Below are 13,144 nucleotides of genomic sequence, written 5' to 3' on the forward strand. Positions count from 1 at the left end.
TTTCCTACTCCGCTGCGACCCCCCATATGCGGCCGTGATGTCGCGTGCCCGTGTCCTCGTCCTCAACGCCGCGCTCGGCCCCCTCGATTACCGCGTGCCACACGGCATGGCGGTCGAACCCGGATCGATCGTCGTCGCGCCGCTCGGCCCGCGCCAGCTGCTCGGCGTGGTCTGGGAAGCCGATCGGATGCCGTCGGATGCCGAAGTCGGCGACAACCGGCTGCGTCCGCTGCTCGCCGTCGCCGATGTGCCGCCAATCGCAGCGCCGCTGCGCCGGCTGGTGGAATGGACCGCCGATTATTACCTCGCCCCGCCGGCGGCTGTCGTCAGGATGGCGCTCGCCTCCACCTCCGCGCTGGAGGGCGCGCGCAAGGTCACCGAATATCGCGCGACGGGGACGATTCCGGATCGCATCACCCATCAGCGTGTGCAGGCGCTGGAGCGGATCGGCGACCGCCAGGGTCTGATCCGCGAACTGGCCACCGCTGCCGACGTGTCCGACGCGGTCATCCGCGGGCTCTGCAAGGCCGGCGCGATCGAGGCCGTGGAGGTCGATGTCGACAGCCCGTTCCCTATCCCCGATCCCGCCCATGGCGCGCCCGATCTGTCGCAGGACCAGCGCGATGCCGCAGAAACACTGATCGCGGCTGTGGCAGCGCGCCGTTTCGAGCCGACCCTGCTCGACGGGGTTACAGGGTCGGGGAAGACCGAGGTGTATTTCGAGGGCATCGCGCAGGCCATCCGCGACGGCCGCCAAACTCTCGTCCTGCTCCCCGAGATCGCGCTGACCGAGCCGTTCCTCAAGCGCTTTCACGATCGCTTCGGCTGCGAGCCGGTGGCCTGGCATTCGGGCCTGCGCTCCACCCAGCGCCGCCGCGCCTGGCGCGCGATCGCGACCGGACAGGCGCTGGTCACGGTCGGTGCCCGATCCGCGCTGTTCCTGCCCTATGCCAATCTCGGGCTGATCGTGGTCGATGAGGCGCACGAGACCAGCTTCAAGCAGGAGGACGGCGTCCATTACCACGCGCGCGACGTCGCGGTGATGCGGGGCAAGTTCGAAGACTGCCCGATCATCCTGGCATCCGCCACCCCCGCGATCGAAACGCGCCAGCAGGTGGAACTTGGCCGCTACGCTGAACTGAAGCTGCCCGGCCGCTACGGTGCGGCGGAAATGCCGACGATCGAGGCGATCGACCTGATCCTCGAACCGCCCGAGCGCGGCCGTTGGCTCAGTCCGCGCCTCGTGAGCGCGATGGAGGCGACGCTGGCGAAGGGCGAACAGTCGCTGCTGTTCCTCAACCGCCGCGGCTATGCCCCGCTGACGCTGTGCCGGACGTGCGGTCACCGCTTCCAATGCCCGAATTGCACCGCGTGGATGGTCGAACACCGGCTGACCCGACGGCTCGCCTGCCACCATTGCGGCCATGTCGAACCGGTGCCGCGCGTCTGCCCAGAATGTCAGGGAGAGGATACGCTGGTCGCCTGCGGTCCGGGCGTGGAGCGGATCGCGGACGAAGTGGCCGCGCTCTTTCCAGCGGCCAAGACCGCGGTCATCACCTCCGACACGATATGGAGCCCGGCAAAGGCGGCGGAATTCGTCGGCCGGATGGAAGCCGGCAACATCGACATCGTCGTCGGCACCCAATTGGTGACCAAGGGCTATCACTTTCCCAATCTGACTTTGGTCGGCGTCGTCGATGCCGATCTGGGGCTGGAGGGCGGCGACCTGCGCGCGGCCGAGCGCACGTTCCAGCAGATCCGCCAGGTTTCCGGGCGTGCCGGGCGCGGCGACAAACCCGGCCGTGTCTTCATCCAGACCCACAGCCCCAAGGCACAGGTGATGCAGGCCCTCGTCACCGGAGATTCGGACGCCTTCTACTTGGCCGAGACCGACGCCAGGCGGGAGGCCGGCGCTCCGCCCTTCGGTCGCTACGCCGCGATCATCGTGTCGTCGGAGGATCAGGCCGCCGCGCACGCGACTGCGGTACAGATCAGCCGCGCCGCGCCCCAGGTCGACGGCATGGCCGTATATGGCCCCGCGCCTGCCCCGCTCGCAATGCTGCGCGGCCGCCACCGCTACCGGCTGCTGGTCCACGCGCGCCGCGCGCTCGACGTGCAGGACGTCATCCGCGACTGGCTGGGTCCGCTCGACTGGCCTGCCAAGGTGCGAGTGACGGTGGATGTGGACCCGTACAACTTCCTGTGATCATCGACCGCGCACACCGACAACGCACCGTTAACCTTGTCTGATTAGGGCACCGTACCGACGTGGATGAAGGTTATCGCCTTCGGTCCCGGCCGATGAGACACAGCCAGCGAGGCACAGGTGAGCCAAACACTATCCGCAAGAGCTTCATTGGCGCGATTGGACCTGTACGGCTGGCTCGGCATCGCGATAGGCGTTGTCATGCCGGTGTTGTCGGCGATGATCTATCCCACCTACATGCACCAGATGTACCCTGCCTGGGCTGAATGGACCCGGCTGATGGAACTTCCATTCGTCGCGTGCGAGATCGTCATCATCCAGGCCGCGGTCAGAGCCGGCTATCGCGATGGCGAGATCCTGGGAAAACTACCCAAAGACATCACCGCGGCGCTCGCCTTGCTTACCATAGGCCTGATCGTCGGCAGCACGTTTTCGTCGAAGAACGTCGCGGCTTCGCTCGCGCTTTCCATCACGACCGTGGTTCATCTCCGGCTCTGCGCAGCAATCTTCTTTCTGGCGCGCCCGGTGCAACCGGAACGATTGTCGGCGTTCTTTCCCTGGCTCGGGGCCGGCCTCGTTGCACTCACGCTCCTGACCATCTGGAAATTCCAGCTGCCACCGCCCGAGTGGACGGTACCTGGCGGCACGATCGAATGGGCATCGGCAATGCCGGGCTTCATCAGCGTACGTCACTTCGGCTCATGGACCGGCGCGATCGCTGCTGGGCTGATGATCGCCATGCTTTACGGCAAGAGGGAGGAGAGCCGACTTGGCGACTTGCTTTACTTGCTCGCGGCCGGACTGACCTTCTGGTCGGGAACGCGCGCAGCGGTGCTGGCGATGGCTGTCGTCGCGCTGATCGCCTGGGCCAGCCTGCGCCGCCTGCCTGACGCGCGTGCCATCGTTCGCGTGGGTAGCCTCAGCGCACTTGCGATGCTCGGCGCGATCATGTTCGATCCTGGTCTAGCGGAATTTACGCTGTTCGGTCGGTCCGACGTGCACGACGCGAGCGCTTTGGCATCCGGTCGGCTGGAACTATGGCACGACACCTTCATGCGCTGGCGCGACGCCCCGGTGTTCGGCTGGGGATCGGGTTCGACCTTCTGGGAGGTGTACACCGGCTGGTCGCATACCCAGCCGCACAATGTCGTGCTGCAATTCCTCATTTCCTGGGGGCTAGTCGGGGCGGCAGGCGGCCTGTGGCTGCTCGGCCGCGCGATCGGCGCGACGCACCGGACGGGCATGAAGGATGATGCACTGCGTCCGCTCACCGGCACGCTCTATGCGCTTCTCATCATGAGCCTGCTGGAAGGCATGCTCTATTATCCACGGTTCATCATGCTCGTCATGATCGGATTCGGCGTCCTGTTCGCCGCCCGCGAGCGCGCTAACGTGCCGCTTGTGCGCCAAAGCCGCGCCACCTGATCTCCGTCAGCCAGCATGCTCCGCGAGGATGGTCAGCCCCTTCGCATCGACCTCGGCAAACCCGCCGCGGATCGCAACGATTTCGGGAGCGGCGTTGGCGGTACGATGGATTTGGAGTTCGCCGTCGCGGATCGTCGCCATAAACGGCGCATGCCCCTCCAGCACGCCGAAATCGCCCTCGGTGCCCGGCACGGTGACCATGTGGACGTCCTCGGACCGCAGCAGCTTTTCGGGGGTGACGAGTTCGAAATGGAGAGGCATCGGATCAGAAACCTTGCGGAATGGTGGCGGACGGGGGCAATGCGGCGACGGTGACGATCATCGCCACCGGCCCGAGATCGTCGGGAGCGATCAGGTTCGCGATGAACGGCTTTCCAGCCGCGTCACGCTTGATGAGGCGCAGGCGGAGCGGGGCGGCCGGCGGGACGACAGCCGGCAGCGCCTTCCAGCCGAGGCGCTCCATCGTGATGGCCTTGATGGCGCGCGGCACGAACTGTCCGTCGGGCGGAGCACGATAGACGATGATGCGGCATGTCTCGCCAGCGCTGCCGCCGACCGCGACGACGAAGGCGCCATCCGGCCCCTCTCCCGACGCCAGGGTAGCGCGTGCCAGCAACGTAGCACCGCCGCGCCCCAATCCACGCAGCGCGGCGTTCGGAACGCCCGGCTTCAGGCCATAGCCCGAGAACACCCGCTCCTCCTCCGGGCCGACCGCCGGAACGGGGACGGCGCGGGAAAGAAAGTCGATACAGAAGCGGGTGGCGACGTCAGGGACGCGGTCCGCCAGCGGCGATGCCGCCACGGTGGCAGGCGCCAGGGCGCCCGCCAGCATGGCGGCGGCCAGGATCACGCCTCCTGCGCCATCTTCTCGGCCTTGGCGACCGCCTCGTCGATGCCGCCGACCATGTAGAAGGCGCCTTCGGGCAGATGGTCGTATTCGCCGTCGACCACTGCCTTGAAGCTGCGGATCGTGTCCTCGATCTGGACGAACTTGCCGGGGATGCCGGTGAAGACCTCGGCGACGTGGAACGGCTGGCTAAGGAAGCGCTGGATCTTGCGTGCGCGCTGCACGGTCAGCTTATCCTCTTCGCTCAGCTCGTCCATCCCGAGGATCGCGATGATGTCCTGCAACGACTTGTAGCGCTGGAGAGTCGCCTGCACCGCGCGGGCGGTGTCGTAATGCTCCTGGCCGACCGTGCGCGGCTCCAGCACGCGGCTGGTCGAATCGAGCGGATCGACCGCGGGATAGATGCCGAGTTCGGAGATCGCGCGGTTCAGCGTCGTCGTTGCGTCCAAGTGGGCGAACGAGGTTGCAGGTGCCGGATCGGTCAGATCGTCCGCGGGGACGTAGATCGCCTGAACCGACGTGATCGAGCCCTTGTTCGTCGAGGTGATCCGCTCCTGGAGCGCACCCATGTCGGTCGACAGCGTCGGCTGATAGCCCACCGCCGAAGGGATGCGGCCGAGCAGTGCCGACACTTCGGCACCGGCCTGGGTGAAGCGGAAGATGTTGTCGACGAAGAACAGCACGTCCTGCCCCTCAACGTCACGGAAGTATTCGGCGATCGTCAGGCCCGACAGCGCGACGCGGGCGCGGGCGCCCGGCGGCTCGTTCATCTGGCCGAACACCAGCGCGACCTTGGAACCTTCCGGCGTCGGATTGCCGTCGGCGTCCTTGGCGATGACGCCCGCGTCGAGGAACTCGTGATAGAGGTCGTTGCCCTCGCGGGTGCGCTCGCCCACGCCCGCGAACACGCTGACGCCGCCGTGGCCCTTGGCGATGTTGTTGATGAGTTCCTGGATCAGCACGGTCTTGCCGACGCCGGCGCCGCCGAATAGGCCGATCTTGCCGCCGCGCGCATAAGGCGCGAGCAGGTCGATGACCTTGATCCCGGTGACCAGGATCGCGCTCTCGGTCGACTGATCGACGAAGGGGGGCGCCGAGGCGTGGATCGGGTGGCGCATGTCGGTGGCGACGGGGCCGCGCTCGTCGATCGGCTCGCCGATGACGTTGAGGATGCGCCCCAGCGTCGCGGGACCGACGGGAACGCTGATCTGCGATCCGGTGTCACGCACGGTCTGGCCGCGGGTCAGTCCCTCGGTCGAATCCATCGCGATCGTGCGCACGGTGTTCTCGCCGAGATGCTGCGCGACTTCCAGCACCAGGCGGTTGCCGTTATTGTCGGTCTCCAGCGCGGAGAGGATCGCGGGCAGATTGTCGGGGAAATACACGTCGACGACCGCGCCGATGACCTGCGAGATCGTGCCGGTGGTGTTGCTCTGGCCCGTCGTCTGGGTCGGGCGGATGTCTTCAGCGGCGGTTGCCATCGTGGTTCTTCCTGCTTCGAATGTCTTAGAGCGCTTCGGCGCCCGAGATGATCTCGACCAGTTCGGTCGTGATCGCGGCTTGGCGCGTGCGGTTGTATTGGATGGACAGGCGGTTGATCATGTCGCCGGCGTTCTTGGTCGCATTCTCCATCGCGTTCATGCGGCTGCCCTGTTCGCTGGCCGCATTCTCCAGCAACGCGCCGAAGACTTGGATGGCGATGTTGCGCGGGAGGAGATCGGCGAGGATCGCTTCCTCGCTCGGCTCGTATTCGGTCACCGCGTCGGTGTAACTTCCCGAAGTTTGCGCTTGGAGCGGTACGGGGATGATCTGGCGGCCGGTCGGTTCCTGGACCAAGGCGCTGACGAACCTCGCATAAAACAGATGCGCGACGTCGAACTCGCCAGCGGCATAGCGGGCGATCAGATCGTCGGCGACGGTGCGCGCATCGTCGAAGGCTAGCTTCTTGATCGCGCCCATTTCATGATCGAAGAGGATCGCCTGCGGGTAGAAGCGCATGAGAACGCGCCCCTTCTTGCCCGCAAGATAAAATTTGACGGTCTTGCCCTGCGCGGTCAGTTCCTCGGCCTTGCGGCGCGCGGCGCGGACGATGTTGGTGTTGAAGGCGCCCGCCAGACCGCGCTCCGATGTCGCCACGACGACCAAATGCACCTGGTCCTTGCCGGTGCCCGCCAGTAGCGGCGACACGCCGGGGCCGCTCGCGATGCGCCCGGCCAGCGCCGCCATCACCCGCTCCAGCCGCTCGGCATAAGGACGGCCGGCAACCGCCGCCTCCTGCGCACGGCGCAGCTTGGCGGCGGCGACCATCTTCATCGCCTTGGTGATCTTCTGCGTCGACTTCACCGAGCCGATGCGGATCTTGAGGGCCTTGAGGCTCGCCATGCTAGTTCGTTACCATTCCCTCTGTTCCGTCATGCCGGACTTGATCCGGCATTTATCCATCCGTCAGCTTTACGCCTGAAGAGAAATGGACCCCGGATCAAGTCCGGGGTGACGGAGTATGTTTGTGCGCGTCTACACCCCTCAGGCGAACGTCTTCGCAAAAGCGTCGAGCGCCGACTTCAGCCCCGACTTCGCCTCATCCCCCAGGTCGCGCGTCTCGCGGATCTTCGTCAGGACGCCGCCGTGGTTAGCGCGCAGATCGGACAGCATCGCCGCTTCGTACCGCGTGACGTCGTTCACCGCGACCGCATCGAGATAACCCGCCGTGCCTGCAAAGATCGAAGCGGTCTGCTCCTCGAAGGGCATCGGCGCGAACTGCTTCTGCTTGAGCAGTTCGGTCAGGCGCGCGCCACGGGCCAGCAGCTTCTGGGTCGAGGCATCCAAGTCCGAGCCGAACTGCGCGAACGCCGCCATCTCGCGATATTGCGCCAGCTCCAGCTTGATGCTGCCCGACACCTTCTTCATCGCCTTGGTCTGCGCGGCCGAGCCGACGCGGCTGACCGACAGCCCGACGTTGATCGCCGGGCGAATGCCCGCGAAGAACAGGTCGGTCTCCAGGAAGATCTGGCCGTCGGTGATCGAGATGACGTTGGTCGGGATGTAGGCCGACACGTCGCCCGCCTGCGTCTCGATGATCGGCAGCGCGGTCAACGAGCCGCCGCCGTTCGCGTCCGACATCTTGGCGGCGCGCTCCAGGAGGCGCGAGTGGAGATAGAACACGTCGCCGGGGTACGCCTCGCGGCCCGGCGGACGGCGCAGCAGCAGCGACATCTGGCGATAGGCGACCGCCTGCTTCGACAGGTCGTCGAACACGATCAGCGCATGCATGCCGTTGTCGCGGAAATACTCGCCCATCGCGGTACCGGTGTACGGCGCCAAGAACTGCAGCGGCGCGGGCTCGGACGCGGTCGCGGCGACGACGATGGAATATTCCATCGCACCGTTCTCTTCGAGCGTCTTGACCAGCTGCGCGACCGTCGAGCGCTTCTGCCCCACCGCGACATAGACGCAGTAGAGCTTCTTCGACTCGTCGGTGCCGGCGTTGACGCCCTTCTGGTTGATGAAGGCGTCGAGCGCGATCGCCGACTTGCCGGTCTGGCGGTCGCCGATGATCAGCTCGCGCTGGCCGCGGCCGACCGGCACCAACGCGTCGATCGCCTTCAGCCCGGTCTGCACCGGCTCGCTGACCGACTGGCGCGGGATGATGCCGGGCGCCTTGACCTCGACGCGGCTGCGCTTCTCGGCGACGATCGGGCCCTTGCCGTCGATCGGGTTGCCGAGGCCGTCGACGACGCGGCCGAGCAAGCCTTTGCCGACCGGCACGTCGACGATGGTGCCGGTACGCTTGACGGTGTCGCCCTCGCGGATCTCGGCGTCCGAGCCGAAGATCACGACGCCGACATTGTCGGCCTCCAGGTTGAGCGCCATTCCCTGCACGCCGTTGGCGAACTCGACCATCTCGCCCGCCTGGACATTGTCGAGGCCATAGATGCGCGCGATGCCGTCGCCGACCGACAGCACGGTGCCGGTCTCCGAGACCTGCGCCTCGGTGCCGAAATTGGCGATCTGGTCCTTGATGACCTTGGAGATTTCCGCGGCGCGGATGTCCATCATTCAGCCTTTCATGGCGCTGGTTAGCGCGTTCAGTCGGGTACGGATCGACGAATCGATCATCTGGGAACCGATGCGGACGACGAGCCCGCCGAGCAGCTCGGGATCGACCGCCAGGTCGACCGACACCTCGCGGCCGAGCCGCTGGCGGAGCTGCTGCTTGAGCTCCACGACCTGATCGTCGGAGAGCGGGTGCGCGCTGGTCACCTCGGCCGTGGTTTCGCCGCGATGGTTGGCGGCCAGCTTGCGGAAGGCGCGGATGATCTGCGGCAGCTGCCCCAGCCGTCGGTTCTCCGCGAGCACGCCGAGAAAGCTCTTGGTGGTCGCATCGACGCCGAGCTCATCCGCGGTGGCGAGCACCGCCTTCGCCGCGGCGCCGCGCTGGATCACCGGGCTGGCGACCAGCGCGCGGAAATCGTCCGACTGATCGAGCGCCGCGCGGACACTGCTCAGGCTCGCCTCGACCTGGTCGATCGTCTTCGCGCCCTGAGCGAGCTCAAAGAGCGCAAGCGCATAGCGTCCGCCAAGGCTGGCCTGGACGCTACCACCTATATTACCGCTGGAAGCCTCCACGCGATGCTTGTCCTCGTCGTCAACGGGTTTCGCTCACGCGGCAATGACGACGCAAAAGCGCCTGCCCCGTGAGTGCGGCGCGGTTAGCAGCGGCGGTGCCGTGATGCAAGCCGCGCGGGGTTCGCAGAGGACGTTAGCCCGAGCTGGAAGCGGCATGGTCCGACGAATCGTCCGCCGTCATCATCCAGCCGTGCGGGCTGCGCACCATCGCGTTTCCGCAACCTCTGCAGACGCTGCGAAACTCCTGGCCGTCGTAGACGGCTTTTTGCCGATCCCGCTTGTGCCTGCCGAGCAAGCAGCGAAATCGCTGTACAATGTTCATTTCGCCGGTCCCCCCGAAGGCCCGTCAGTCATCCACCCGGCGCTGGCAATAACATAAGTGATAAGGTGTCGCACCAACTAAGCGCCTTTGAAGAAGCGCCCGGCCGGCGGGAGAGTTTGACAGCAAGCCGCGGGATGTCTGTCCGCCCGTACCGCGCTACACAGCCCGCATGACCAGCATCGATCCCGAACGGGCCTGGGCCGCTTTCGGCGCCCGCGACCGCGCCGCCGACGGACGCTTCGTCGTCGCGGTGCGGACCACGCGCATCTACTGCAAGCCGAGCTGCGCGGCGCGGCGACCGCGTCGCGAGAACGTCGCCTTCTATCCCGATCCGGCGGCGGCGCGGGCGGCAGGCTTTCGCGCCTGCCTGCGCTGCCGGCCCGACGAGATGGGCCGCGACCGGGTCGCCGTTGCCGAGGCGCTGACCATCCTGGACCGTAACGTCGGCATTGCGCTGGACGCGCTGGCAGGGCGAGTCGGCTATGCCCCGCATCATTTCCACCGCCTGTTCAAGCGCGCCACCGGCGTCACTCCCGCCGCCTATGCGCGCGGACGGCGGGCCGATCATGCCGCCGTCGCCTTACGAGAGGAATCCAGCGTGACTGATGCGATCTATGCAGTCGGCTATTCCGGGCCGAGCCGCTTCTACGCCGCCGCCGCGCCGCGTCTGGGCATGACGCCGAGCGTGTGGGCACAGGGTGGCCGTGGCGTCACCATCCGCTGGACGGTCGCGGCGACCTCGCTGGGGCCGCTGCTGATCGCGGCCACCGACAAGGGCCTTTGTCGCGTTGCGTTCGACGAAGGCGAAGCGGACCTCCGGCGTCGTTTTCCGGCGGCGGTGGTGGAGCCGGGCGCGGCGGCGTTGCAGGCGCTGGCGGAGGATGTCGTCGACGCCGTCGAGTCACCTGAACGCGATCACCAACTGCCGCTCGACCAGCGCGGCACCGCCTTTCAGGAGGCCATATGGCAGGCGTTGCGCGCGATCCCGGCGGGCGAGACGCGGACCTATAGCGAGTTGGCCGCCGCCGCCGGCAACCCACGCGCGGTGCGGGCGGCGGGCAGCGCGTGTGGCGCCAACACGCTAGCGGTGCTGATCCCCTGCCACCGCGCCAAACGGACCGACGGGTCGCTCGGCGGCTATGCCTATGGCCTGGAGCGCAAGCGCGCGTTGCTCGATCGCGAGGGCGGAGCATAGCGGGTGGCCACGCATAGTTAGTTAAATCTAAACCTCCGCCCCGTACGCCCCATCTCGTTATCGAGGGTGTGCCTTCTATGAGTGCGTTTGGGCGTCGTAACGGAATGGGGGGAACGGGGGCGCCGCGGCCGGCCTTCGGCGTCGCGCGGCCGATGCAAGGCGGCGCGGCCGCCCCTGCCGAATCCGAAGGCGGGTCGCAGTTTCCGCCGCTGGACTCCCTGCCGATGGGCGGCGAGACGGACGATCTGGCGGGAACCATGCCCGGCGCCAACGCCGACGCGCTGCAGCGCCTGACCGATCGCCAGAACTCGAGCGGCGACGCCGGCAACAGCCGGTCCGAGGGCTTCGAGGCCTCGATCCACAAGATAAAGGAACAGGTGCTGCCGCGCCTGCTCGAGCGCGTCGATCCCGAGGCGGCGGCGACTCTGGGCAAGGACGAGCTCGCCGAGGAATTCCGCCCGATCATCGGCGAGGTGCTGGCCGAGCTCAAGCTCACGCTCAACCGCCGCGAACAGTTCGCGCTCGAAAAGGTGCTGGTCGACGAGCTGCTGGGCCTGGGGCCGCTCGAGGAGCTGCTCGCCGATCCCAACATCTCCGACATCATGGTCAACGGCCCCGAGCAGACCTATGTCGAGCGCAAGGGCAAGCTGGAGCTGGCGCAGATCCAGTTCCGCGACGAGGAGCATCTGTTCCAGATCGCGCAGCGGATCGTTAACTCGGTCGGCCGCCGGGTCGACCAGACCTCGCCGCTTGCCGATGCGCGACTGAAGGACGGCTCCCGCGTCAACGTCATCGTGCCGCCGCTGAGCTTGCGTGGCACCGCGATCTCGATCCGTAAGTTCTCGGCCAAGCCGATCACGCTCGACATGATGGCCGGCTTTGGCTCGATGTCGCCCAAGATGGCGACCGCGCTCAAGATCGCCGGCGCGAGCCGCTTCAACGTCGTCATCTCGGGCGGTACCGGCTCGGGCAAGACGACGATGCTCAACGCCTTGTCGAAGATGATCGACCCGGGCGAGCGCGTGCTGACGATCGAGGACGCGGCCGAGCTCCGCCTGCAACAGCCGCACTGGCTGCCGCTGGAGACGCGCCCCGCCAACCTCGAAGGCCAGGGCGAGATCAGCATCCGCGATCTCGTCAAGAACGCGCTGCGCATGCGGCCGGACCGCATCATCCTGGGCGAAATCCGTGGCTCCGAGTGTTTCGACATGCTCGCGGCCATGAACACGGGCCATGACGGCTCGATGTGTACCCTCCACGCCAACTCCCCGCGCGAGGCGCTGGCGCGTATGGAGAACATGGTGATGATGTCGGACATCAAGGTGCCCAAGGAGGCGATCAGCCGCCAGATCGCGGACTCGGTCGAGCTCATCATCCAGGTCAAGCGCCTGCGCGACGGCAGCCGCCGCGTCACCAACGTAACGGAGGTGATCGGCATGGAAGGCCCGGTGATCGTCACCCAGGAGCTGTTCAAGTTCGAATATCTGAGCGAGTCCGCCGACGGCAAGATCGTCGGCGAGTACCGCGCGATGGGGTTGCGCCCCTACACGCTGGAAAAGGCCAAGCAGTTCGGCTTCGACCAGGCGTATTTGGAGGCGTGCCTCTAAGGCGCACGCGCTTAGCGCAGCTAAGCGCGAGACGCCTGAGGCCGGCCGGCGGGTCGCATTAGCGAGCCCGTCCGACATCATGGAATTCATTCCCGTGACGGCCGCTCAGCAGAGCCCTTCTATCGCTCCATCCGGTACATCGCCGTGATCGACACCCCCACCGACTGCTGCCCGCCAAGCACCGGCGGCGGCGGCGCGGACACCGGAGCTGCCGACTGCCGGCTCTCGCCCGTGACGACGATGTCGAACGGCTGCACGAAGCTGCCGCCCTCCATGATCGACAGCAGCCGCGCCTGCTTGAACCCCGCGCGCCGCGCATAGGCCTGCGCCTCGCCCGCCGCACGCTCCACCGCACGATCCCTGGCGGTCGCGCTATACCGGTTCGCCTGCTCGACGGCGAAGGTCGGGCCGTTGACCTCCGTCGCGCCCGCCGCCGTGACCCGATCGAGGAACGGGCCCACCGCAGCGATGTCGCGCAGCAGCACCGTCACCGTGTTCGTCGCCGCATAGCCCTGGAACGAGCGCACGCGATTGGGATAATCGTACCGCGCGCCGACGCGCACGGTGTTGGTGCGCACGTCGCGCTCGGCGACCCCGGCGGCGCGGATGGCGGCGATCACGCGGCGCATCTTGACCGAGTTTTGCTGCAAGGCCGCCGCGGCGGTCGGCGCGATCGTCTCCACCCCCGCGCCGACGGTGGCGATGTCGGGGGCGACCTCCACCGTCTCCTGCACCGACAGCGTGATCACCGGCGCGTCGGGGCTCGGCGTGACTTGCACCTGCGCCAAGGCGGTCGTTGACAGCGAGCATAGGGCGAGAGCCAGGAGGCTGCGCATGGGGAGAACTCCGTTGGTCCGGGTGCGAAACGATATGAGCGTCGGCCCGGTTCCGCTTGGGACGGGGCGACCGCTGTCCT

The 13,144-nt window shown here is 67.0% G+C and carries 11 protein-coding genes; 4 read left to right on the top strand and 7 right to left on the bottom strand.

What is annotated here, in order from left to right; genetic code table 11:
- Positions 1–37: 37 nt before the first annotated feature.
- Both VFQ64_RS00105 and VFQ64_RS00110 read left to right on the top strand, forming a co-directional pair.
- The gene (locus tag VFQ64_RS00105; RefSeq protein ID WP_325101259.1) at positions 38–2,206 is read left to right on the top strand and encodes a primosomal protein N'; all 2,169 of its coding nucleotides are present in this window, start codon (positions 38–40) and stop codon (positions 2,204–2,206) included.
- Between the two features lie 159 nt (positions 2,207–2,365).
- On the top strand, positions 2,366–3,631 hold the full coding sequence (locus VFQ64_RS00110) for an O-antigen ligase family protein (RefSeq protein ID WP_325101260.1): 1,266 nt from the start codon (positions 2,366–2,368) through the stop codon (positions 3,629–3,631).
- A 6-nt stretch (positions 3,632–3,637) separates the two neighbouring features.
- On the opposite strand, the gene VFQ64_RS00115 is transcribed toward VFQ64_RS00110, so the two are convergent.
- From VFQ64_RS00115 to VFQ64_RS00140, 6 genes are all read right to left on the bottom strand, one after another.
- Positions 3,638–3,892 (bottom strand): ATP synthase F1 subunit epsilon, encoded by a 255-nt coding sequence (locus VFQ64_RS00115; protein ID WP_325101261.1) that lies wholly within the window; start codon positions 3,890–3,892, stop codon positions 3,638–3,640.
- A gap of 4 nt (positions 3,893–3,896) precedes the next feature.
- On the bottom strand, positions 3,897–4,481 hold the full coding sequence (locus VFQ64_RS00120) for a hypothetical protein (protein ID WP_325101262.1): 585 nt from the start codon (positions 4,479–4,481) through the stop codon (positions 3,897–3,899).
- Positions 4,478–5,959 (bottom strand): F0F1 ATP synthase subunit beta, encoded by a 1,482-nt coding sequence (atpD, locus tag VFQ64_RS00125; RefSeq protein WP_325101263.1) that lies wholly within the window; start codon positions 5,957–5,959, stop codon positions 4,478–4,480. The genes VFQ64_RS00120 and atpD overlap by 4 nt, the downstream gene beginning before the upstream one ends.
- A gap of 25 nt (positions 5,960–5,984) precedes the next feature.
- A complete protein-coding gene (locus VFQ64_RS00130; protein ID WP_325101264.1) occupies positions 5,985–6,860 on the bottom strand; it encodes a F0F1 ATP synthase subunit gamma in 876 nt (291 codons plus the stop codon).
- A 141-nt stretch (positions 6,861–7,001) separates the two neighbouring features.
- Entirely contained in the window at positions 7,002–8,531 is a 1,530-nt protein-coding gene (gene atpA / locus VFQ64_RS00135; protein ID WP_325101327.1) for a F0F1 ATP synthase subunit alpha, read from the bottom strand.
- A gap of 3 nt (positions 8,532–8,534) precedes the next feature.
- Complete coding sequence (locus VFQ64_RS00140; RefSeq protein WP_414712841.1) at positions 8,535–9,083, bottom strand: F0F1 ATP synthase subunit delta; 549 nt, start codon at positions 9,081–9,083, stop codon at positions 8,535–8,537.
- 512 nt (positions 9,084–9,595) lie between these two features.
- On the opposite strand from VFQ64_RS00140, the gene ada reads away from it, so the two are divergent.
- Together ada and VFQ64_RS00150 are read left to right on the top strand one after the other, a co-directional pair.
- Positions 9,596–10,621: a bifunctional DNA-binding transcriptional regulator/O6-methylguanine-DNA methyltransferase Ada gene (gene ada, locus VFQ64_RS00145; protein WP_325101266.1), complete on the top strand. Its 1,026-nt coding sequence runs from the start codon at positions 9,596–9,598 to the stop codon at positions 10,619–10,621.
- Positions 10,622–10,698: 77 nt separating this feature from the next.
- Positions 10,699–12,228 carry a CpaF family protein gene (locus tag VFQ64_RS00150; RefSeq protein ID WP_325101267.1) on the top strand — a complete coding sequence of 510 codons (1,530 nt, stop codon included), beginning with the start codon at positions 10,699–10,701 and terminating at the stop codon, positions 12,226–12,228.
- 119 nt (positions 12,229–12,347) lie between these two features.
- Here the strand turns inward: VFQ64_RS00150 and VFQ64_RS00155 are convergent, their stop codons facing one another.
- Complete coding sequence (locus tag VFQ64_RS00155) at positions 12,348–13,064, bottom strand: SIMPL domain-containing protein (protein ID WP_325101268.1); 717 nt, start codon at positions 13,062–13,064, stop codon at positions 12,348–12,350.
- Positions 13,065–13,144 lie beyond the last annotated feature (80 nt).

The organism is Sphingomonas sp. (genome assembly GCF_035714405.1).
Lineage (GTDB): Bacteria > Pseudomonadota > Alphaproteobacteria > Sphingomonadales > Sphingomonadaceae > Sphingomonas.